The sequence below is a fragment of the Streptomyces longispororuber genome, assembly GCF_024448165.1.
Lineage (GTDB): Bacteria > Actinomycetota > Actinomycetes > Streptomycetales > Streptomycetaceae > Streptomyces > Streptomyces longispororuber_A.
In genome coordinates this window covers 1-20,311 of record NZ_JAMOLN010000190.1, presented here as the reverse complement: position 1 = coordinate 20,311, position 20,311 = coordinate 1, and the positions used below count along the sequence as shown (strand labels likewise).

General features: G+C 72.8%; 20 protein-coding genes. 6 read left to right on the top strand and 14 right to left on the bottom strand.

Going from position 1 to position 20,311, the window contains the following annotated elements; translation table 11 throughout:
* Nucleotides 1-51: 51 nt before the first annotated feature.
* Genes M4J07_RS37315 through M4J07_RS37295 form a run of 5 tightly spaced genes read right to left on the bottom strand, consistent with a single transcriptional unit; the run spans nucleotide 52 to nucleotide 5,531 of the window.
* Nucleotides 52-849, bottom strand: a complete 798-nt coding sequence (locus M4J07_RS37315; RefSeq protein ID WP_255979661.1) for a type III pantothenate kinase — start codon at nucleotides 847-849, stop codon at nucleotides 52-54.
* Nucleotides 849-1,847, bottom strand: coding sequence for a carboxylating nicotinate-nucleotide diphosphorylase (gene nadC, locus M4J07_RS37310; RefSeq protein WP_255979659.1), 999 nt, complete (start codon nucleotides 1,845-1,847; stop codon nucleotides 849-851). The genes M4J07_RS37315 and nadC overlap by 1 nt, the downstream gene beginning before the upstream one ends.
* A complete protein-coding gene (locus tag M4J07_RS37305; protein ID WP_255979657.1) occupies nucleotides 1,844-3,613 on the bottom strand; it encodes an L-aspartate oxidase in 1,770 nt (589 codons plus the stop codon). The genes nadC and M4J07_RS37305 overlap by 4 nt, the downstream gene beginning before the upstream one ends.
* Nucleotides 3,610-4,605: a pantoate--beta-alanine ligase gene (panC, locus tag M4J07_RS37300; RefSeq protein ID WP_255979655.1), complete on the bottom strand. Its 996-nt coding sequence runs from the start codon at nucleotides 4,603-4,605 to the stop codon at nucleotides 3,610-3,612. Before panC ends, M4J07_RS37305 begins: the two co-directional genes overlap by 4 nt.
* The gene (locus tag M4J07_RS37295) at nucleotides 4,602-5,531 is read right to left on the bottom strand and encodes a Rossmann-like and DUF2520 domain-containing protein (RefSeq protein ID WP_255979653.1); all 930 of its coding nucleotides are present in this window, start codon (nucleotides 5,529-5,531) and stop codon (nucleotides 4,602-4,604) included. The genes panC and M4J07_RS37295 overlap by 4 nt, the downstream gene beginning before the upstream one ends.
* 134 nt (nucleotides 5,532-5,665) lie before the next feature.
* Between M4J07_RS37295 and M4J07_RS37290 the strand changes: the two genes are divergently transcribed.
* Nucleotides 5,666-6,826 carry a threonine aldolase family protein gene (locus tag M4J07_RS37290; protein WP_255979651.1) on the top strand — a complete coding sequence of 387 codons (1,161 nt, stop codon included), beginning with the start codon at nucleotides 5,666-5,668 and terminating at the stop codon, nucleotides 6,824-6,826.
* 9 nt (nucleotides 6,827-6,835) lie between these two features.
* Here the strand turns inward: M4J07_RS37290 and M4J07_RS37285 are convergent, their stop codons facing one another.
* Entirely contained in the window at nucleotides 6,836-7,075 is a 240-nt protein-coding gene (locus M4J07_RS37285; protein WP_374215158.1) for a hypothetical protein, read from the bottom strand.
* Nucleotides 7,076-7,233: 158 nt separating this feature from the next.
* On the opposite strand from M4J07_RS37285, the gene M4J07_RS37280 reads away from it, so the two are divergent.
* Entirely contained in the window at nucleotides 7,234-8,340 is a 1,107-nt protein-coding gene (locus M4J07_RS37280; RefSeq protein ID WP_255979649.1) for a DUF5937 family protein, read from the top strand.
* Nucleotides 8,341-8,367: 27 nt separating this feature from the next.
* Here M4J07_RS37280 and M4J07_RS37275 read toward each other — a convergent pair whose 3' ends face one another.
* Both M4J07_RS37275 and M4J07_RS37270 read right to left on the bottom strand, forming a co-directional pair.
* Entirely contained in the window at nucleotides 8,368-9,042 is a 675-nt protein-coding gene (locus tag M4J07_RS37275; protein ID WP_255979647.1) for a response regulator transcription factor, read from the bottom strand.
* A 56-nt stretch (nucleotides 9,043-9,098) separates the two neighbouring features.
* On the bottom strand, nucleotides 9,099-10,295 hold the full coding sequence (locus tag M4J07_RS37270) for a sensor histidine kinase (protein ID WP_255979645.1): 1,197 nt from the start codon (nucleotides 10,293-10,295) through the stop codon (nucleotides 9,099-9,101).
* A 118-nt stretch (nucleotides 10,296-10,413) separates the two neighbouring features.
* Here M4J07_RS37270 and M4J07_RS37265 point away from each other — a divergent pair, with 118 nt between their 5' ends.
* Nucleotides 10,414-11,448, top strand: a complete 1,035-nt coding sequence (locus M4J07_RS37265; RefSeq protein WP_255979643.1) for an SAM-dependent methyltransferase — start codon at nucleotides 10,414-10,416, stop codon at nucleotides 11,446-11,448.
* Here M4J07_RS37265 and M4J07_RS37260 read toward each other — a convergent pair.
* Complete coding sequence (locus M4J07_RS37260; RefSeq protein ID WP_255979641.1) at nucleotides 11,413-12,564, bottom strand: NADH-quinone oxidoreductase subunit D; 1,152 nt, start codon at nucleotides 12,562-12,564, stop codon at nucleotides 11,413-11,415. The genes M4J07_RS37265 and M4J07_RS37260 overlap by 36 nt on opposite strands.
* Nucleotides 12,565-12,691: 127 nt before the next feature.
* Between M4J07_RS37260 and M4J07_RS37255 the strand changes: the two genes are divergently transcribed.
* Together M4J07_RS37255 and M4J07_RS37250 are read left to right on the top strand one after the other, a co-directional pair.
* Nucleotides 12,692-13,204, top strand: a complete 513-nt coding sequence (locus tag M4J07_RS37255) for a PH domain-containing protein (protein WP_255979638.1) — start codon at nucleotides 12,692-12,694, stop codon at nucleotides 13,202-13,204.
* 26 nt (nucleotides 13,205-13,230) lie between these two features.
* Nucleotides 13,231-14,583 (top strand): PH domain-containing protein, encoded by a 1,353-nt coding sequence (locus M4J07_RS37250; protein ID WP_255979636.1) that lies wholly within the window; start codon nucleotides 13,231-13,233, stop codon nucleotides 14,581-14,583.
* A gap of 24 nt (nucleotides 14,584-14,607) precedes the next feature.
* On the opposite strand, the gene M4J07_RS37245 is transcribed toward M4J07_RS37250, so the two are convergent.
* From M4J07_RS37245 to M4J07_RS37230, 4 genes are all read right to left on the bottom strand, one after another.
* Entirely contained in the window at nucleotides 14,608-15,618 is a 1,011-nt protein-coding gene (locus tag M4J07_RS37245) for a hypothetical protein (protein ID WP_255979634.1), read from the bottom strand.
* A 137-nt stretch (nucleotides 15,619-15,755) separates the two neighbouring features.
* On the bottom strand, nucleotides 15,756-16,727 hold the full coding sequence (locus M4J07_RS37240; RefSeq protein WP_255979632.1) for an ABC transporter substrate-binding protein: 972 nt from the start codon (nucleotides 16,725-16,727) through the stop codon (nucleotides 15,756-15,758).
* Between the two features lie 106 nt (nucleotides 16,728-16,833).
* A complete protein-coding gene (locus M4J07_RS37235; RefSeq protein WP_255979630.1) occupies nucleotides 16,834-17,502 on the bottom strand; it encodes an ABC transporter permease in 669 nt (222 codons plus the stop codon).
* Nucleotides 17,499-18,242 (bottom strand): ABC transporter permease, encoded by a 744-nt coding sequence (locus M4J07_RS37230; protein ID WP_255979628.1) that lies wholly within the window; start codon nucleotides 18,240-18,242, stop codon nucleotides 17,499-17,501. The genes M4J07_RS37235 and M4J07_RS37230 overlap by 4 nt, the downstream gene beginning before the upstream one ends.
* Before the next feature lie 195 nt (nucleotides 18,243-18,437).
* Here M4J07_RS37230 and M4J07_RS37225 point away from each other — a divergent pair, with 195 nt between their 5' ends.
* A complete protein-coding gene (locus tag M4J07_RS37225; protein WP_255979626.1) occupies nucleotides 18,438-19,592 on the top strand; it encodes an ABC transporter ATP-binding protein in 1,155 nt (384 codons plus the stop codon).
* On the opposite strand, the gene M4J07_RS37220 is transcribed toward M4J07_RS37225, so the two are convergent.
* Nucleotides 19,585-20,311 (bottom strand): alpha/beta hydrolase (locus tag M4J07_RS37220; protein ID WP_255979624.1); only part of this gene is annotated, 727 nt, incomplete at its 5' end. The genes M4J07_RS37225 and M4J07_RS37220 overlap by 8 nt on opposite strands.

The window sequence follows — 20,311 nt, the reverse complement described above, 5'->3', positions numbered from 1 at the left end:
CCGCCAGTGACACAGCCCCACCGGACCCGCACCAGCCCACCCACAGACCGCTCAGAGGCGGGAGACGTTCCGCTCGTAGACCAGGCGGAGGCCGATCAGGGTCAGCCACGGCTCGTGCTCGTCGATCACCGAGGCCTCACCCAGCACCATGGGCGCGAGCCCACCCGTCGCGATGACGGTGACGTCGTCCGGGTCGGTCGCCAGTTCCTTGGCCATCCGGTTCACGACCCCGTCGACCTGGCCCGCGAACCCGTAGACGATGCCCGACTGCATGGCCTCGACCGTGTTCTTGCCGATGACGCTGCGCGGCCGGGCCAGCTCGATCTTGCGCAGCTGCGCGCCGCGGACGCCGAGCGCCTCGACGGAGATCTCGATGCCGGGGGCGATCACGCCGCCCGTGTACTCGCCACGGGCGGACACCGCGTCGAACGTCGTCGCCGTGCCGAAGTCCACGACGATCGCGGGACCGCCGTACAGCTCGACCGCCGCGACCGCGTTGATGATGCGGTCGGCGCCGACCTCCTTGGGGTTGTCCATGAGGATCGGCACGCCGGTCTTGATGCCGGGCTCGACCAGGACCGCCGGCACGTCGCCGTAGTAGCGGCGGGTGACCTCGCGCAGTTCGTGCAGGACCGAGGGGACGGTCGAGCAGATGGCGATGCCGTCGATGCCGTCGCCCAGCTCGTCGCCGAGCAGCGGGTGCATGCCCATCAGGCCCTGGAGCAGGACGGCGAGTTCGTCGGCGGTGCGGCGCGCGTCCGTGGAGATGCGCCAGTGCTCGACGATCTCCTCGCCGTCGAACAGGCCGAGGACGGTGTGGGTGTTGCCCACGTCGATGGTGAGCAGCATCAGACGGTCGCTTCCCGCAGGTCGAGGCCGATGTCGAGGATCGGCGATGAGTGGGTGAGCGCGCCGACCGCGAGGTAGTCGACGCCCGTCTTCGCGTACGTGGCGGCGTTCTCCAGGGTGAGCCGGCCCGAGGACTCCAGGAGCGCGCGGCCGTCGGTGAGGGCCACGGCCTCCTCCGTCTCGCCCGGCGTGAAGTTGTCCAGGAGGATCAGGTCGGCGCCGGCGTCGAGGACCTCGCGCAGCTGGTGGAGGGTGTCGACCTCGACCTCGATCGCGAGGCCGGGGAAGCGGTCGCGTACGGCCTGGAACGCCTGGGCGACGCCGCCTGCCGCCACCACGTGGTTGTCCTTGACCAGGGCCGCGTCGGAGAGGGACATGCGGTGGTTGACGCCGCCGCCCATGCGGACCGCGTACTTCTCCAGGGAGCGCAGGCCGGGAGTGGTCTTGCGGGTGTCGCGGACCTTCGCCTTCGTGCCCTCCAGCGCGTCCGCCCACGCGCGCGTGGCGGTGGCGATGCCGGAGAGGCGGCACAGGAGGTTGAGCGCGCTGCGCTCGGCGGTGAGCAGGTCGCGGGTGCGGGTGGTGACCGACAGGAGCTTCTGTCCGGCCTCGACCTCGTCGCCGTCCTCGGCGTGCCGCTCGACCTCGAACTCGTCCGTGGCCACCACGGAGATGATCGCCTCGGCGACGCGCAGGCCCGCCACGACGCCGGCCTCGCGGGCCGTGAAGTCGGCGGTGGCGACGGCCTCTTCGGGGATCGTGGCGACGGTGGTGACGTCGACGCCGCCGTCGAGGTCCTCGGCGATCGCCATGTGGGCGATGTCCTCGACCTCGACCGGGTGCAGGCCCGCATCCAGGAGGAGCTGGGCGAGCGACGGGTCGAGGCCGCACTCCATCGCGTCGTCGGCGCCGTCGTGCGCGCAGCCGCAGTTGTCGCCGCAGCCGCCGTCGGAGACGTCTGCCAGGGGAAGGTCGGGGGTGGCGCTCACGTCGGTCACTGCTCCTGAGGGGTCTTTGCCGTTGCCGGGAAGTCTGCTGTGGGTGTGGTGTGGGTGGCCAGGGTTCGGTCCGGATTGAGCCGTACGACGATGTGGCGGCGCCAGTTCGTGTCGTCGCGGTCCGCGTGGTCCTCGCGCCAGTGGCAGCCGCGGGTCTCCTCGCGGCGGCGGGCCGCGGCGACCAGGACGCGGGCCACGCACAGCAGGTTGGTGGCTTCCCAGGTGTCGACGCCCGGCTCGGCCGTCTTGCCGTTCTCCGCGAGGGAGTTGGCGGCCTCGGCGTGGATGCGGCCCAGCTGGGCGGCGGCGTCGGAGAGGGAGTCCGCGGAGCGCAGGACGCCCGCGCCCGCCGTCATCACGCGCTGGATGGCGAAACGTGCCTCCGGCGGGAGCAGCGGGTGGGTCGGGGTCTCCGGGTGCGGCACGGGTGCGGGCACGCGCGCGTGGAGGTGGTTCTCGGCGTGCTGCCTGGTGATCTCGTCGGCGATGCGCTCCGCGTAGACCAGGCCCTCCAGCAGGGAGTTCGAGGCCAGCCGGTTCGCGCCGTGGACGCCGGTGCAGGCGACCTCGCCGCACGCGTACAGGCCGGGCACGGTGGTGCGGCCGTGCAGGTCGGTGCGGACGCCGCCGGAGGCGTAGTGGGCTGCGGGGGCGACCGGGATCGGCTCGGTGACCGGGTCGATGCCGTGGGCGCGGCAGGCGGCGAGGATGGTCGGGAACCGGTGCTCCCACATGTCCGCGCCGAAGTGCCGCGCGTCGAGGTACATGTGCTCGGTGCCCTGCTCCAGCATGCGGCGCGTGATGCCCTTGGCGACGATGTCGCGGGGCGCCAGTTCGGCGAGTTCGTGCTGGCCCACCATGAAGCGCACGCCGTCCGCGTCCACCAGGTGGGCGCCCTCGCCGCGCACGGCCTCGGAGACGAGCGGCTGCTGGCCCTCGGCGTCCGCGCCCAGGAAGAGCACGGTCGGGTGGAACTGGACGAATTCGAGGTCGCTGACCTCGGCTCCCGCGCGCAGCGCGAGGGCGACGCCGTCGCCGGTGGACACGTGCGGGTTCGTCGTCGCCGAGAAGACCTGGCCCATGCCGCCGGTCGCCAGGACCACGGCGGGCGCCAGGACCGCGCCGACGCCGTCGTGCTGGCCCTCGCCCATGACGTGCAGGGAGACACCGGCGGTGCGGCCCGCCGCGTCCGTCAGCAGGTCGAGGACCAGGGCGTTCTCGACGGTGCGCAGTCCCACCCGTCGCCCGCCGCCGCCCTTGCCCGAGAGCGCTTCGCGCTCGCCCCCCTTGACCGCGCGGACCGCCTCGACGAGGGCGCGGGAGATCTCGGCGCCCGTCGCGTCGCCGCCGGCGTGCACGATCCGGCGGCGGTGGTGGCCACCCTCGCGGGTCAGCTGGAGCGCGCCGCCCTCGGCCTCGTCGAAGTGGGCGCCGGTCTCGATGAGGCGGCGTACGGCGTCGGGGCCCTCGGTGACGAGGGTGCGTACGGCCGCCTCGTCGCACAGGCCCGCGCCGGCGACGAGGGTGTCGTCCAGGTGCTGCTCGGGGGTGTCGCCGTCGCCGAGCGCCGCCGCGACGCCGCCCTGCGCCCAGCGCGTGGAGCCGTCGTCGAGGCGGGCCTTGGTGACGACCACGGTGCGCAGGCCCGCGGCCTCGCAGCGCAGGGCCGCGGTCAGGCCCGCGACACCGGAGCCGACGATCACCACGTCGGCGTCGACGGACCAGCCGGGGGCGGGTGCGTGCAGGCGTATGCCCGTGCTGCTCACTGGTGACCTCCGAACGTCAGGGGCAGATTGTCGATCAGCCGCGTCGTGCCCACGCGCGCGGCGACGGCGAGGACGGCCTCGCCGCGGAAGCCGTCGGTCACATCGGTGAAGTCGGCCGGGTCGACCAGGGCCAGGTAGTCCAGGGCGAACGGCGGCCGGTCGTGCTCGCGGCGGCCGGCCTCGTCTAGCACCTGCCGGGCCGCGGCGACCACGGCCGCCGGGCCGCCGGGCGCGGCGACGGCGTGCGCGTCGGCGGCGGCGCGGGCCTCGCCGATGCGGCCGAGCGCCTGCGCCCGCGCGCGCGTGGTCGGGTTCTCCGCGGCACGCGCGCGAAGGGCCTCCTGCGCGGCGTGCCGGTCGCGGCCCGCGAACAGGGCGCGGGACAGGGCGAGCGCGGTGCGGCGCTCGTCAGGGGAGAGGTAGCGGTTGCGGGAGGACAGGGCCAGGCCGTCGGGCTCGCGGACCGTGGGCACGGCGCCGATCTCCACGTCGAAGTTCAGATCGCGCACCATGCGGCGGATCAGGGCGAGTTGCTGCGCGTCCTTCTGGCCGAAGAGGGCCACGTCCGCGCGCGTGAGGTGCAGCAGTTTGGCGACGACGGTGAGCATGCCGTCGAAGTGGCCGGGGCGCACGGCGCCTTCGAGCCGCTCGCCCATCGGTCCTGCGGTGATGCGGACCTGTGGCTGTCCGCCGGGGTAGACCTCGTCGACGGACGGCGCGAACACGACGTCCGCGCCCGCCTGTTCGGCGATCTTGACGTCGGCTTCCAGGGTGCGCGGATAGCGGTCGAGGTCCTCGCCCGCGCCGAACTGGAGCGGGTTCACGAAGACCGTGACGACGACCTCGCCGTCGTCGCCCGCACGCTCGCGGGCCGTCCGGATCAGGGTGGCGTGGCCGTCGTGCAGGGCGCCCATCGTCATGACGGCGACGCGCTGTCCGGCGCGCGTGCGGGCCCGCAGGTCCTCGCCCTCGTGGAGCAGCGTGGTGCTCATCGGGTCTCCTCCGAACCGGTCGCGAGGACACCGAGGAGGTCCTCGGCGAGCTCCGGCTTCAGCAGGCCGTGCGCGAGGGCGCGGTCGGCGGTCGCACGGGCCATCGCGAGATAGCCGGCGACGGTCTGCGGGGCGTGCTTGCGCAGCTCGGAGACGTGCGCGGCGACGGTGCCCGCGTCACCGCGCGCGACCGGTCCGGTGAGCGCCGCGTCGCCGGACCTGAGCGCGTTGTCGAGGGCCGCGCCGAGCAGCGGGCCGAGCATCCGGTCGGGGGCGGCGACGCCCGCGTCCCGGAGCAGTTCCATGGCCTCGGCGACCAGCGTGACCAGGTGGTTCGCGCCGAGCGCGAGGGCCGCGTGGTAGAGCGCCCGGCTCTCCTCGGCGATCCACTCGGGCTCGCCGCCCATCTCGATGACCAGGGCCTCGGCGGCGAGCCGCAGCTCCTCGGGCGCGGTCACCCCGAAGGAGCAGCCGGCCAGCCGCTGGACGTCCACGGGCGTGCCGGTGAACGTCATCGCGGGGTGCAGCGCGAGCGGCAGGGCGCCCGCGCGCAGGGCCGGGTCGAGCACCTTGGTGCCGAACCGCCCCGAGGTGTGCACGAGCAGCTGCCCCGGCCGGATCGAGCCGGTCTCGACGAAGCCCTCGACGAGGCCGGGCAGGACGTCGTCGGGGACCGTGAGCAGCACCAGATCGGCCCGGGCGAGGACCTCGGCGGGCGTCACGAGGGGGACGTCGGGCAGCATGGCGGCGGCCCGCCGCACGGAGCTGTCGGAGACTCCGGAGACGGCGACCGGACGGTGCCCGGCCAGTTGCAGGGACGCGGCGAGCGCGGGGCCCACCCGGCCCGCGCCGACGACGCCCACGGTGAGGCGTGCGGGGCGGTCCTTGGGGTCGATGGGTTCGGATCGCGGGTTCGGAGGTGTCACGAGGCGATGGCCTTCCGTTCCAGTCCGCTCGGGGTACCGGACGATTTCTCGTCATGTTAACGCTATCTGCCCGGGCGGGCCTCGGCCGTCCACAGGCTGTGGGCAAGAGCACGCACGTGCGACATGATCCGAGGATGAGCGGAACGTACGGACCCGAGGAAGACACCGAGGAAGCCAGGGAGACCGCGCGGCGGATCGCGGCCTGGCGGGGTGCGGAGCGTGCGCTGGCGCACCGGCCGCAGCAGCCGACGCTGGGCGAGCGGCTCACGGAGCTCGCCCGGGCGGCGCGGGAGGTGGCCGACCCGGAGGCCGACATCGACCTCTACGGGGACGGCATCGTCGCCGACCTGGAGGCGAAGGTCGCCGCTCTGCTCGGCAAGGAGGAGGCCGCGTTCTTCCCGACCGGCACGATGGCCCAGCAGGTCGCGCTGCGCTGCTGGGCGGGCCGTACCGGCAACCCCACGGTGGCGCTGCACCCGCTGGCCCACCCGGAGGTGCACGAGCGGGAGGCGCTGACCACGGTGTCCGGGCTGCGCACGGTGCACCCGACGACCGAGCCGCGCCTGCCGACGGCCGACGAGGTGCACGGCCTGGACGAGCCGTTCGGCACGCTGATGCTCGAACTGCCGCTCAGGGACGCCGGTTTCGTGCTCCCCACGTGGGAGGAGCTGGAGGAGGTCTGCGAGGCCGCACGCGCGCGTGACGCCGTGGTGCACTTCGACGGGGCCCGGCTGTGGGAGTGCACCACGCACTTCGGCCGTCCGCTGGACGAGATCGCGGCGCTCGCCGACAGCGTCTACGTGTCGTTCTACAAGTCGCTCGGCGGCATCAGCGGCGCCGTGCTCGCGGGCCCGCGGACGCTCGTCGAGGAGGCGCGGGCCTGGCGCCACCGGTACGGCGGGCAGGTCTTCCAGCAGTTCCCCGCGGCGATCGCGGCGCTGGCGGGTCTGGAGCGGGAGCTGCCGCGGCTGCCGGAGTACGTGGCGCACGCGCGCGTGGTCGCGCAGGCGCTGCGGGAGGGCTTCGCGCAGAGCGGGGTGCCGTGGTTCCGGGTGCATCCCGAGGTGCCGCACACCCACCAGTTCCAGGTGTGGCTGCCCCACGACGCCGGGACGCTGACGCGCGCGGCGGTCGAGCAGGCGGAGGAGACGAAGACGTCGCTGTTCGGGCGCTGGTCCGCGGAGGGCCCGCCGGGTCTCGCGGTCACCGAGGTCACCGTCGCGGGTCCCGGCCTGAGCTGGAGTGCCGACGACGTCCGCGCGGCCGTCGCGGACTTCGTACGGCGTCTGGCCTGACGCCCGCGATCAGCAGCCGGCGGCGTGGCCGCGGTGGCCGGAGAGGCGGCGGGCCAGGGCCGCGCGGATCCGGCCGCGCGCCGGGCGGCCCGCCAGGACCGCCTCGAAGCGGCGGCGGTCCCGCAGCTCGCGGACGGCGGCCCAGTCGTGCAGGCCGGGGGCGGGGCCGGGGGTCTCGCCGCGCTGTGCGGCCCGGTAGACGTCGAGGGCGTACTGCTGGTTGACGGTCATGGCGACCACCTCGCTCATCATCTCGATTGTCGCGCTACGCCCCGTAAATTGCCGTTCTGTGATGCTTCGGGGCCGATGACACGAGGTTGCGCCCGGCGCCGGGCCCCGGTCACGTCGATTGACGCGAGCCGTCAATCGACGACCGGGCTGTCGGTGGCGGCGTGCACCATGGGGTCATGAGCGTGAGCATCGACATCACGGGCTTGCCGCCCGAGCGCATCCGCGTCGTGCCCTCGCCCCTGGCCGAGCTCGGCATGGCGCTGCACGCGCTGTCCGAGCCCGCGCACCACCCGGGGCTGCAGGGGTGGACGACGAGCGTGTCCACGCGCCTGGACGCATGCCTGGCGGACCGGTTGTGCGAGGCGGACTTCCTGTGGCGGACGACGTTCTCGGACGTGTTCACGCCGTCCGCCGGGATGCCGGGGCGGCGCACCCCGCCCGGCGCCACGCTCGCCGAGGAGCTCGACCTGCTGGACAAGCTCTCCGACGAGCAGTTCGTGGACGCGGCCCTGGAGTTCACCTGCCAGTCCACGTACGCGGGCCGGACGGTGAACCGGCTGGACGACCCGCGGGCCAGGGAGCGCGCGCTCGACCTCGCGGCCACCCGCGGGGTCCAGCAGGTGCGCTTCACCAAGCGGCTGCTGGACGATCCGCCCGCCATCAGGGCCTGGCTGCGCGAGCTGCTGCAGGAGTGCGAGGAGGCGTTCTTCGCGGACGTGTGGGCGCGCGTGCAGCACCAGTTGGCGGCGGACGCGCGGCACAAGACGGAGCTGATGCGACGCAAGGGCCTGCGGGAGGCCCTCGCGTCGGTCTCCGCGTCGGTCACGCTGGACGAGGCGGGCCGCACCGTCACCGTCGACAAGCTCACCGAAGGACACACGGCGACGGGCGACGGCGCGCTCACCCTCGTGCCCACCAGCCTCGGCTGGCCGCACCTGTGGGTGCTGCACCGGGAGGGCTGGCAGCCGTCGATCATGTACCCGGTGTCGTCGCCCGGCCTCGCCGCGCCGCCGTCGGTCGAGGAGCTGACGCTGCGGATGTCGGCCCTGGCCCACCCGGTCCGGATGCGGCTGTGCCGTCATCTGGCCCGGGGCGCGTACACGACGAGCGAGCTGTCCGACGCGCACGGCATGTCGGCGCCGGAGATATCCCGGCACCTGTCGGTGCTGAAGAAGGCGGGGCTGATCACGACGCGGCGGCACGGGCGGTACGTGCAGCACCAGTTGGACCTGTCGGTGGTGTCACGGCTCGGCGGCGACTTCATCGAAGGGGTGCTGCGCTAGCACCCGCCCCGGGCGGCGCCGGGCGGATCAGTTCTGGCCGCCGCCGGCCCGGACGAGTCCCGTCTCGTAGGCGAGGACGACGACCTGGACCCGGTCCCGGAGGTCGAGCTTGGTGAGGATGCGGCCCACGTGTGTCTTCACCGTCGCCTCGGACAGCACCAGGCGCGCCGCGATCTCCCCGTTCGACAGCCCCTGCGCGACCAGGATCATGACCTCGCGCTCGCGCTCGGTGAGCCGCTCCAGCTGCTTGTGCTGCGGTTCCTTGGAGCTGCTGGGCAGCATCGGCGCGAACCGGTCGAGCAGCCGCCGCGTGGTGGACGGCGCGACCACCGCGTCACCGCTGTGCACGGCACGGATCGCGGTGAGCAGTTCGCCGGGCGGCACGTCCTTGAGCATGAACCCGGAGGCGCCCGCCTTCAGCCCCGAGAACGCGTACTCGTCGAGGTCGAACGTCGTCAGGATGAGGACCTTCGGCGGATTCGGGTCCGCGCAGATCCGCCGCGTCGTCTCCACGCCGTCCAGCTTCGGCATGCGGACGTCCATCAGGACCACGTCGACCGCCGTGGAGCGCAGCACCTCGATCGCCTCGACACCGTCGCCCGCCTCGGCGACGACCTCCATGTCCGGCTGGGCGGCGAGCACCATCCGGAAACCGGTGCGCAGCAGCACCTGGTCGTCGACGAGCATCACCTTGATCGACATCGGGCGGGTCCTCACATCTGGTGGGCGGCGGGTACCGGCAGGTGCACAGGTACGTGTCAGTGGGCGGGCTTGAGGGGCAGCAGGGCGCTGATGCGGAAGCCACCGCCGGGACGCGGGCCCGCGTCCAGCGTGCCGCCGACCATACCGATGCGCTCGCGCATCCCGATGAGGCCGTGGCCGCGGCCGTCCGCGCCCCCGTCCTCGTACAGCTCGTGCGGGGCGCCCTTGCCGTCGTCCTCGACGAGCAGGCCGAGGCCGTCGTCGAAGTAGACGAGGCGGACGCTGGCGCCCGCGTTCGGGCCGCCGTGCTTGCGGGTGTTGGTGAGGGCTTCCTGGACGATGCGGTACGCGGTCAGCTCGACGCCGCTGGGCAGCGGACGGGGGGTGCCCTCGACCTTGAAGTCGACCGGGAGGCCCGCCGTGCGCACCTGCTCGACGAGGTCCTCGATCTGGTCGACGTCGGGCTGCGGAACGTACTCGCCGCCCTCCTCGTGCTCGCCGGTGCGCAGCACGCCGAGCAGCCTGCGCATCTCCGCGAGGGCCTGCCGGCCGGTGCCCGAGATGGTCTCCAGGGCCTTCTTGGCCTGGTCGGGCGCCTGGTCGAGGACGTAGGCGGCGCCGTCGGCCTGCACCACCATCACCGACACGTTGTGCGCGACGACGTCGTGCAGCTCGCGGGCGATCCGGGCCCGCTCCGCCGCGACCGCGACCTTCGACTGGGCCTCGCGCTCCCGCTCCAGACGGTTCGCCCGCTCCTCCAGCTGCGCCAGGTAGGCGCGGCGGGTGCGCAGCGAGTCGCCGAGCACCCAGGCGAGGGCGAACGGCACCATCGTGAAGACCGCGACCGCCATCTGCCCCAGCGGACTGCCGTGCTCCTCGGGCCAGCGCAGCTGCGCCAGCGGTGCCGCGCACAGGCCCGCGCCGAGGGCGAGCCGGGACGACCAGCGGGCCCCGTCCGCCGCGCAGGTGTAGACGATGACCAGCATCGCGAAGTTCGACGGGTTGGTCTCCGCGTCGAGGACCAGCTGCGCCAGGCCCGTGACCACGGCGAGGACCAGCATCCGCTCGGGCATCCGGCGGCGCAGGGTGACGACGACGCTGAGCAGCGCCGCGCAGCCGAGCGACGCGGCCGCGTTCCCGCGCGGCGGACCGGTACCGGTCACGCCCACCACGGACATCCCGAACAGGATCACGGCCCAGAAGCCGTCGACCCATGTCGGGTGTCTGCGGAGGAAGTCGTAAACGCGCTGCACGTAACCCAGAGTAGGGAAGCGTGCAGCGTGCAGGGGTCAACCGGAGGACCGATCCGCGCCCGGCGCGCGTACTCCCCAAGGTGGAGGCGCGTGCGCCCCCTGCGCATAGCCTTCGGGTGTGCAGAACGTACGGCAGGACGAGGGGCGCGGGTGGCGCGAGGCCACTGAGGAGGCGCTGTACGGGCCCGTCGGCTTCTACCGCGGCGCCGTGGGTCCGGCGGGTCCTGCAGGGCATTTCCGCACGTCGGTGCATGCGTCGACGCTGTTCGCCGGGGCCGTGGCGGAGCTGCTGTGCCGGGTCGACGCGGCCCTTGGCGAGCCCGCGGAGCTGGCGTTCGTGGACATGGCGGCGGGGCGCGGCGAGCTGGTTTCCCGCGTCCTTCAGGTGCTGCCGGAGAAAACCGCGGCACGCGTGCGTGCCTGTGCGGTCGAGAAGGCGGACCGCCCCGCCGATCTGGACCACCGGATCGAGTGGCGGGCCGAGCCGCCCGCCGGCGTGACGGGCCTGCTCTTCGCCAACGAGTGGCTGGACAACGTGCCCCTGGACGTCGTCGAGGTCGACGCGGACGGGGTGCCCCGCCGTGTACTCGTCCGGGACGACGGCACGGAGACCCTCGATGCCGCGCCGCTGGACGCCGCGCACCTGCGCTGGCTGGACGCCTGGTGGCCGCTGCCGCCCGAGCCGGGGCTGCGCGCCGAGGTCGGGAGCCCGCGCGACGAGGCGTGGGCGGCGGCCGTGGGCACCCTGGAGCGCGGCCTCGCGGTCGCCGTGGACTACGCCCACGGCCGCGCCGCCCGGCCGCCCTTCGGCACGCTCACGGGTTTCCGGGAGGGCCGGGAGACGGCTCCCGTGCCGGACGGCTCCTGCGACATCACGGCGCACGTGGCGCTCGACGCGTGCGCGGCGACGGCCGGGGCCCGCGTCGTGGCGCAGCGCACCGCCCTGAACGCCCTCGGGGTGGCCGCGGAGCGCCCGCCGCTGGCCCTCGCCTCCCAGGACCCGGCGGCGTACGTCCGGGCCCTCACACGGGCAGGAGAGGCCGCGGAGCTGACGGCGCGCGGCGGTCTCGGTGACTTCGGCTGGCTGGTCGAGCCGGTGGGCCTGCCCGCCGGGGCGCTACTTGTCGATGTCGCCGACCACGAAGAACAGTGACCCGAGGATCGCCACCATGTCGGCGACCAGCGTCCCCGGCAGCAGCTCGGTCAGCGCCTGGATGTTGTTGTAGGACGCGGAGCGCAGCTTGAGGCGGTACGGCGTCTTCTCGCCCTTGCTGACGAGGTAGTAGCCATTGATGCCGAGCGGGTTCTCCGTCCACGCGTACGTGTGCCCCTCGGGCGCCTTGAGGACCTTGGGCAGGCGCTGGTTGACCGGTCCCGGCGGCAGGTCGGCGAGGCGGTCGAGGCAGGCGTCGGCGAGGTCGAGCGCGTTGTGGCTCTGCTCCAGGAGGCACTCGAAGCGGGCCAGGCAGTCGCCTTCCTGCCGCGTGACGACCTTGAGGGTGTCCTGCAGCTCTCCGTAGGCGAGGTACGGCTCGTCGCGCCGCAGGTCGAAGTCGACGCCGGAGGCACGGGCGATCGGACCGCTCACCCCGTAGGCGTGCGCGGCCTCGGCCGACAGCACACCGACACCGCGCGTGCGGCCCCGGAAGATCTCGTTGCCGAGGACGAGGCGGTCGTAGACGTCCATGCGGGACCGCACGTCCGCGACCGCGGCCCGCGCGCGCGTGGTCCACCCCAGCGGCAGGTCCTCCTTGAGGCCGCCGACCCGGTTGAACATGTAGTGCATGCGCCCGCCGGAGACCTCCTCCATGACGGTCTGGAGTTCCTCGCGCTCGCGGAAGGCGTGGAAGACCGGAGTGATTCCGCCCAGTTCGAGTGGGTACGAACCCAGAAACATCAGATGGTTGAGCACCCGGTTCAGCTCCGCGAGCAGCGTCCTCAGCCAGACGGCGCGCTCGGGGACCTCCATGCCCAGCATCCGCTCGACGGCGAGCACGACGCCCAGTTCGTTCGAGAAGGCGGAGAGCCAGTCGTGGCGGTTGGCGAGCATCACGATCTGCCGGTAGTCCCGGGCCTCGAAGAGCTTCTCCGCACCGCGGTGCATGTAGCCGATCACCGGCTCCGCGTGCTGGATCCGCTCGCCGTCGAGCACGAGACGCAGGCGCAGCACACCATGGGTGGACGGATGCTGCGGACCGATGTTGAGCACCATGTCGGTGCTCTCCGCGGCACCACCGATGCCGACCGTGGCCTGAGTCGTGGGCGTCATGCCGACAGTGTCTCCTACGTAGGGTGGACCCATGGAAGACGGGGCAGCAGGCGCGACGGGGACTTCGGGCATCGCGGACACATCTCCTGAGCCGCCACCCGGATCGTCCCCCGGGACGCCTGTCGGGATGCCTGTCGGGGCGCCTTCCGTGACGTCTTCCGTGACGTCTTCCGAGACCGAACCCGCGTGGACCGGCCTGCCGCCGGGGCTGCTGAAGCTGCGCCGCCTGCTGCTCGTGCTGTGGCTGGTGCCGCTGACGGTGGCGGTCGGCGTGCTGCTCCAGATCCTCGCGGGTCCCGCCTGGGCCGCGTTCGCCCTGATCCCGCTGGCGCTGCTGCTGTGGGGCTGGCCGATGCTCGGCCGCAACTGGCGTTCGTGGCGGTACGCGGAGCGGGCCGACGACCTGCTGCTCAGCCGCGGCGTGCTGTGGCACGAAGAAACGATCGTGCCGTACGGGCGCATGCAGCTGGTCGAGGTGACGTCGGGCCCGCTGGAGCGGAAGTTCGGCCTGGCCAGCCTGCAGCTGCACACCGCGGCCGCCGCCACCGACGCCACCATCCCCGGCCTCGCCCCGGCCGAGGCCGAGCGGCTGCGGGACCGCCTCACCGAGCTCGGCGAGGCCCGATCGGCCGGCCTGTGACGGCCTCCCGCGTCCGCGAGGACGTCATGAGCCAGGAACCCCCCGAGGACACCACGGGCATACGCGAGCGGCGCCTGCACCCCGTCACCCCGCTGCGCCGCGCCTGGGCACCGATAGCCATCCTGCTCGGCTGGGCCGTCCACGACATGGACCAGGCGCAGCGCCAGCTCGCCCAGCTCACCGCCACCACCCTGGCCATCGGCCTCGGCGTGCTGGTCCCCGCGGCAGCCCTGTACGGCTTCCTCACCTGGTGGTTCACGCACTTCGCGGTGACCGACACCGAACTGCGCATCCGTACGGGCCTGCTGTTCCGCCGCACCGCCCACATCCGCCTCGAACGCCTCCAGGCCGTCGACGTCACCCAGCCGCTCCTCGCCCGCTTCGTCGGCGTCGCCAAGCTGAAGCTCGACGTGGTGGGCGCCGACAAGAAGGACGAGCTCGCCTACCTGGGCGAGAAGGAGGCCCGCGACCTGCGGGCCGAACTCCTGGCCCGCGCCGCCGGGTTCGCGCCCGAGTCGGCGCGCGAGGTGGGCGAGGCCCCGGCGCAGCAGATCCTGCACACCCCGCCGCGGATGCTCGCGGTGGCCCTGCTGCTGACCGGCACCCCGTGGGCGATGCTCCTCGCGGCGGTCGCCGTGCCGGGCTTCCTGTGGTTCGCCACCCACAACCTGTGGACGGTGATCGCGGTCGGAGTGCCGCTGTTCGGCGGGGCGTTCACCAACAGTGCGGGCCGGTTCATCAAGGAGTACGACTGGACGGTCGGCGAGTCCCCCGACGGGCTGCGCATCGACCACGGCCTGCTCGACCGGGTGCACGAGACGGTGCCGCCGGGCCGCGTGCAGACCGTGCGGATCGTCGAACCGCTGCTGTGGCGGCGCCACGGCTGGGTCCGGGTGGAGCTGCACGTGGCGGGCTCCGCCAACTCCGTGCTGGTGCCCGTGGCGCCGCGCGAGCACGCCGAGGACGTCGTCGCGCGGGTCCTGCCCGGGGTCGCCGTGCCGAAGCCGGCCGACTTCACGGCGGCGCCGCGGCGTGCCCGGTGGTGCGTGCCGTTCTGGTGGCGGGCCTACGGGGTGGCGGTCACCGAGACCGCGTTCGCCGCGCGCCACGGGCTGCTGCAGCGCTGCCTCTCGGTCGTCCCGCACGCCAAGGTGCAGAGCGTGCGCGTCACCCAGGGCCCCTGGGAGCGCTTCTGGCGGGTCGCCGACCTGCACCTCGACACGGGCGCCAACAAGACGGTCACCGCCCGCCTCAGGGACGCCCAGGAGGCCGCGGAGCTGCTGCGCGGCCAGGCCGACCGGTCCCGGACGGGGCGCAGGGACGCGCGGCCCGACCGGTGGATGGCGGGCCCACGGCAAAAGGCGCCCCACGGCGAGTAGGGCGCCCTTCGAGCACGGTGGCGATCAGGCCCGCAGCGCGGACCTCAGACCGCCGACGTCGATCTGCTCGGTCTCGTCGTGCGCGGTCAGGTCGATGACCTGCTTCCCGGCCTCGACGCCGGCCTTCTCGACCTCGGCGCCGGCCTTCACGGCGTTCTCCTCAGCCACGTCGGCCGTCTCGGCCTCGGTGTCGGCGTCGGTGTTCGCGGCGTTTTCCTCAGCCACGTCGGCCGTCTGCGCCGCCACGTCGGCGGCGAGCTCCTCACCGACGACATCGGCGAGGTCCCGCTCGGCGGCGGAACGCTCCTGCTCCTCGGCGGAGCCACCCGTGCCGAAGAAGTCGAACGCGCCCTGCGGCATCTTGCGCACCGGCGCCGCGGGCACCACGGCCGCGGCGGCCGGCACCGTGAAGTGACCGGACGCCGCGCGGGGCTTCCCCTGCGAATCGGCCTCCTCCGCGGCAGCGGCAGCGGGCCGTGCCAGGCGGTCGAGTGCGGCGTTGGCCCGCAGGTAGAGCGTCGGGGTGAGCCGGCGGCCCGGCCCCGGCGGTTCGGCCGGGGGCAGCGCCTTCGCGGGGGCGGCCGCCTCTATCGCGAGCCGGCGCCGGCCCTCCAGCGCGCTCGCCCGCTCGGTCTCCGCGTTCGCGTACCGGCGCAGCAGCGCCGCGTGCTCGTTGCGCAACGCCGCCAGTTCGGAACGCTTGGCGCGCAGCTTGCCCTCCAGGCGGGTGCGCAGCTCGCGCGACTCCTCGAGGTCGCCCTCCAGCTCGGCCACGGCCTCCTCGTGCCGCCAGCGCTCGCTCGCGGCGCCGCGGGTCAGATCGGCGACCTGCTTGCCGGCGAGCCGGTCCCAGCGGCGCATCACGACGGCGCCGATCACGGCGGCCGCCGCCGCGGCGGCGGTGACGCCCCGCAGGACGAGGGGGTCGTCGGACAGCCAGACGCCACCCGCACAGACGAGGGGCACACCGGCGATCACCGAGGGGGGCAGCAGGCGGTGCAGGGGTGGGGAATGGCGGTGGCGTCCACGTGGCATGGCCAGAAACTTACCGCGCGTAGGCGAATCGCGAAGCCCCGCCCGGCAAAATCCGGGCACAAGCGCCCCACGAACCACCGAACTCCCGTCAGAAGAAGCTCCCTTACCGACCACTCCTCACCCCTGACCAATCAAGATCATTTACCGACGAGGCCCTTGGACTCCAGATACGCCTTCGCGACGTCGGCTTCCTTCTGCCGCTCCGCGTCGACCTTGCGGTTCAACTCGACGAGATCGTCGGTCGTGAGCGCCTTCGTCAACTTCCCCAGGACGTCCGCTATCGCCTTGTCCCCGGCATCCTTCGCGTTCACAACCGGAATGATGTTGTCCGCGTTCTGCAGCTTCTTGTCGTCCTCGAGAAGGACGAGGCCGAAGTTCTTCAGCGTCGCGTCCGTCGTGGTGGTCAGCACCAACTGGTCCGTTCCGTTCTTCACGGCCTGCTTGGACTGGGTGGTGCCGACGCCCTTCGGGTCGATGCCCGTGACGTCGATGCCGTACGTCTTCTTCAGACCCGGGGCGCAGAAAGGCCGCTCCTCGCATTCGTCACCGGCCGCGATCTTCACCTTCTCGCCCGACTTGCCGAGATCCGAAAGCGTCTTGAGGCCGTGCTTCTTCGCGAAGGACTCGCTCACCGCGAATGCGTTCTGGTCGACGGCCTCGCCGGCGTCCAGCACCTTAAGGCCCTGCGGCTCGGCGAGCCCGCGCAGCGCGGTGACCGTCGCGTCGACATCGCTGGACGCGACCGGTTTCGCATCGGCGCCGTTCTTCTTCAGGTTCAGGAATTCGGCGAGCGTCGCGGCGTACTCCGGCACCACGTCGATGGCGCCCTTGGCGAGCTGCGGCTCGTAGATCTCGCGGTTCTCGACCGTCTTCACCGACGCGTCGTACCCGGCGTCGTCCAATATCTGCGCGTACAGCTCACCGAGCACCTTGGCCTCGGTGAAACTCGCGGCACCGACGACGATCTTGCCCTTCTTGCCGCCGCCCGAGCCCGCGCTGCCCGAATCGTCCTTGCCCTCGAGGCTGTCGCCGCCGCACGCGGTCAGTCCCGCGGTCAGCGCGCCCACCGCCACGGCCGCCAGGGCCATCCGACGCGTCCTGCTGCTCATCGCTCTCCTCGTTGCACTGATCGCACTGCCGAACCGGACAAAACAAACGCCTCACCGCAGGCCGCCGCGGCACCGCGCACGCGCGCGGCACCGGGCCCCACCCGCGTCACGCCCGCCCCCTCATCGGATCGAGCACCCGCCCGACCGCCACGAACACGCCCTCCACGACCAGGGCGAGCGCGGCCACGAGCACGGCGCCCGCGACCACTTGCGGCGTGTCCTGGAGGTTGAACCCGGCGGTGATGATCCGCCCGAGCCCGCCCTCGCCGGCCATCGCGGCCAGCGTCGCCGTCGCGATCACCTGCACCGCCGCCGACCGGAGCCCGGTCATCACCAGCGGGTACGCGAGCGGCAGCTCGACCCGGGCGAAGACCTGCCCGCCGCTCATCCCCATGCCGCGCGCCGCCTCCACCACCGAGCGGTCGACCTCCCGCATGCCCACGTACGCGTTCGTCAGCAGCGGCGGGACCGCGAACAGCACCAGGGCGATCAGCGTCGGTATGTCACCGTGCCGGCCCAGCGGGGTGAGCGTGAGCAGCACGAGGACGGCCAGGGTCGGCACGGCGCGCCCCACGTTCGAGACGTTGATCGCGAGGGCGCCGCCCTTGCCGATGTGGCCCAGCCACAGGGCCAGCGGCAGCGCGATCAGACAGGCGACGCCGAGGGCGACACCGCTGAAGTACAGGTGCTCGGCCAGGCGGTGCCACACCCCCTTCTCGCCCTGCCAGTTGGCCCCCGTGCTCAGCCAGTCGTAGGCCCCCGATATCGCGTTCATGCGACCTTCTCCGGCGTGCGCGTCTCAACGGCGTCTGCTGTTGCGCGTATGCGGACCCCGCGCGACTTCCGTACGGACACCCGCGTCCACGGGGTGAGCCAACGCTGGACCCCCAGCAGCAGCAGGTCGGCGAGGATCGCGAGCAGTACGCACAGCACCGAGGCGGTGAGCACCTGCGCCTTGAAGTCGCTGTCGAGGCCGTCGAGGATCAGCGTGCCCAGGCCGCCGTAGTCGACGATCGCGCCGACCGTGGTCAGCGCCACCGTGGACACCGTGGCGATGCGCACACCCGCCAGCAACGCGGGCAGCGCCAGCGGCAGTTCGACCTCCCACAGCAGCCTCACCGGCCCGTACCCCATCCCGCGCGCGGCCTCCCTGGCCTCGTCCGGGACGGCCTGCAGGCCCGCCAATATGTTGCGCACGAGAATCGTCAGCGAATACAGGACGAGCCCGGTGACGACCAGCGAGACGGAAAGGCCGAAAAGGGGCAGCAGCAGCGAGAACATCGCGAGCGACGGAATCGAGTAGAACACCGTGGTCAGCCCGAGCACCGGGCCCGCGAATGCGCGTCTGTGCCGCGCGAGCAGCGCGAGCGGGAACGCGATGAGGACACCGATCGCCACCGAGGCAACCGTGATGCCCACGTGCTGGACCGTCGCGTCGACCAATTCCTGGCTGCGGGTGCGCAGATACTCCCCGCACACCCAGTCATTGGCCACCAGGCAGTTCTGCTCGCTCACCCCGCCCACCTCCCCCGATTCCCCGAACGTATGTCAGGCGTCCGCACCCGTGCACACAGGTTTTCGACTGTCGACGACCCTAGCCCCCACCACTGACAATGGCCGATACCCGTCCCCCGGCTGCAACACCGCCTTCACACAACTGCCGCGTACGGGCGGTCCGAACGCGACCGTGCCCCGGCAGAATGGGGTCCCATGATCCGGTTCGAGCACGTCAGCAAGCGGTACGCGGACGGCACCACTGCCGTCGACGACCTGTCCTTCGAGGTGAACGAGGGCGAACTGGTCACGCTCGTCGGCCCGTCGGGCTGCGGCAAGACCACCACGATGAAAATGGTGAACCGGCTCATCGAACCCACCGAGGGCCGGATATTCCTCGACGGTGACGACATATCCGAAATCGATCCGGTGCAACTGCGGCGCCGCATCGGATACGTCATCCAGCAAGTGGGGCTCTTCCCGCACAAAACGGTGCTCGACAACACCGCGACCGTGCCGCACCTGCTCGGCGTCAAGCGCGCCAAGGCCCGCGAGCGCGCCGCCGAACTCCTCGACCTGGTGGGCCTCGACCCGAAGGTCTTCGGCGACCGCTACCCCGAGCAGCTCTCCGGCGGACAGCGCCAACGGGTGGGCGTGGCCCGGGCCCTCGCGGCCGATCCGCCGGTCCTGCTGATGGACGAGCCGTTCGGCGCGGTCGACCCCGTGGTCCGCGAGCACCTCCAGACCGAGTTCCTGCGCCTGCAGCAGACGCTCGGCAAGACCGTCCTGTTCGTCACGCACGACATCGAGGAGGCCGTCCGCCTCGGCGACCGCATCGCCGTCTACGGGCAGGGCCGCGTCGAGCAGTTCGACGCCCCGTCGGCCGTCCTGGGCGCCCCCGCCACCGACTACGTGGCCGACTTCGTGGGTGCCGACCGCGGCCTCAAGCGCCTCTCGGTCACCCCGATCGAGGAGGGCGACCTGGAGCAGCCGCCCGTCGTGCACCTCGACGACCCGCTGCCCCGGGAGCTGGACGCCCGCTGGGCCGTCGTCCTGGACCACGACAACAACCTGCACGGCTGGATCTCCGCCGAGCACGCGCGCGCGGGCACCGGCACCGTCCGCGACCGGGCCCGCCGCATGGAGGCCTGGCTGCCCGTCGGAGCACCCCTGAAGCAGGCCTTCGCGACGATGCTGCAGCACGACGCGGGCTGGATCGCCGTCATCGACGAGAAGTCCGAGGGCCGCTTCCTCGGCGTGCTGACGCCGGCCCGGCTGCACGAGGCACTGCGCCGCTCCACCGCGGCCGACGCCCAGGACATCCCGCGCGCGGACGTGCAGTTGGAGACGGTGCAGCAGCTGGTCACGTGAGCCGCCGGCTCAGCCACTGGAGCGTCGCCGGGATCTCCCGGCGCCACGTGTTGAAGTTGTGCCCACCGCTGTCGAGGATGATCGACGACACGCGCGTGGGCGACTTCACCCTGCCGATGAACTCCTGTGTGCGCCGGTAGTTGCTCTCCCCCTGCTTGCTGCTGGTGACCAGGAGGGAGGTCGCGGGCGGCGGCAGGTGGTCCAGGGACCACATCAGGTCCGCGCGGTCGCGCGCCGCCCGGTCGCCGTGGAAGAGGTCGCCGGTCGTCGGGTCGGAAGCCGCCTTGTAGTACGCGGACAGGCCGGCCCCCGCCCCGTAGACACCGGGGTGGTGCATGGCCACCTTCAAGGCGCAGTAGCCGCCCGTGGAGTCGCCGACGATGCCCCACTTGTGCGCCGTCCGGTAGCGGGCGCCGATCTCGTCCGGCAGGTCCTTCGCGAAGAACGTCTCCGTCTGCGGACCGCCCGGCACGTCCACGCACTCGGTGTCGCGCGGCGGCGCCACGGTCGGCCGCAGCATCACCAGGATCATCGGCTGCATCCGGCCCGCGGCGGCCTCCGCCCGCGCGGTCTGCGGATAGTGCAGCCCCTTCACGAGCGCCTGCGCGGTGCCGGGATAGCCGGTCAGGACGACGGACGCCGGGAAGGCACGGTGGGCGTACCGCGGCTGGAAGTACTCCGGCGGCAGATAGACGTACGCGGCCGTCGCGATGTGCGTC

Bases quoted from the DNA above. Each gene is read 5' to 3' on its own strand.
- M4J07_RS37315 (WP_255979661.1), bottom strand. From the start codon at position 849: ATGCTGCTCACCATCGACGTGGGCAACACCCACACCGTCCTCGGCCTG.
- panC (WP_255979655.1), bottom strand. From the start codon at position 4,605: ATGAGCACCACGCTGCTCCACGAGGGCGAGGACCTGCGGGCCCGCACG.
- M4J07_RS37290 (WP_255979651.1), top strand. From the start codon at position 5,666: ATGAGCGGAACGTACGGACCCGAGGAAGACACCGAGGAAGCCAGGGAG.
- M4J07_RS37285 (WP_374215158.1), bottom strand. From the start codon at position 7,075: ATGAGCGAGGTGGTCGCCATGACCGTCAACCAGCAGTACGCCCTCGAC.
- M4J07_RS37280 (WP_255979649.1), top strand. From the start codon at position 7,234: ATGAGCGTGAGCATCGACATCACGGGCTTGCCGCCCGAGCGCATCCGC.
- M4J07_RS37275 (WP_255979647.1), bottom strand. From the start codon at position 9,042: ATGTCGATCAAGGTGATGCTCGTCGACGACCAGGTGCTGCTGCGCACC.
- M4J07_RS37260 (WP_255979641.1), bottom strand. From the start codon at position 12,564: ATGACGCCCACGACTCAGGCCACGGTCGGCATCGGTGGTGCCGCGGAG.
- M4J07_RS37255 (WP_255979638.1), top strand. From the start codon at position 12,692: ATGCCTGTCGGGGCGCCTTCCGTGACGTCTTCCGTGACGTCTTCCGAG.
- M4J07_RS37250 (WP_255979636.1), top strand. From the start codon at position 13,231: ATGAGCCAGGAACCCCCCGAGGACACCACGGGCATACGCGAGCGGCGC.
- M4J07_RS37245 (WP_255979634.1), bottom strand. From the start codon at position 15,618: ATGCCACGTGGACGCCACCGCCATTCCCCACCCCTGCACCGCCTGCTG.
- M4J07_RS37240 (WP_255979632.1), bottom strand. From the start codon at position 16,727: ATGAGCAGCAGGACGCGTCGGATGGCCCTGGCGGCCGTGGCGGTGGGC.
- M4J07_RS37235 (WP_255979630.1), bottom strand. From the start codon at position 17,502: ATGAACGCGATATCGGGGGCCTACGACTGGCTGAGCACGGGGGCCAAC.
- M4J07_RS37225 (WP_255979626.1), top strand. From the start codon at position 18,438: ATGATCCGGTTCGAGCACGTCAGCAAGCGGTACGCGGACGGCACCACT.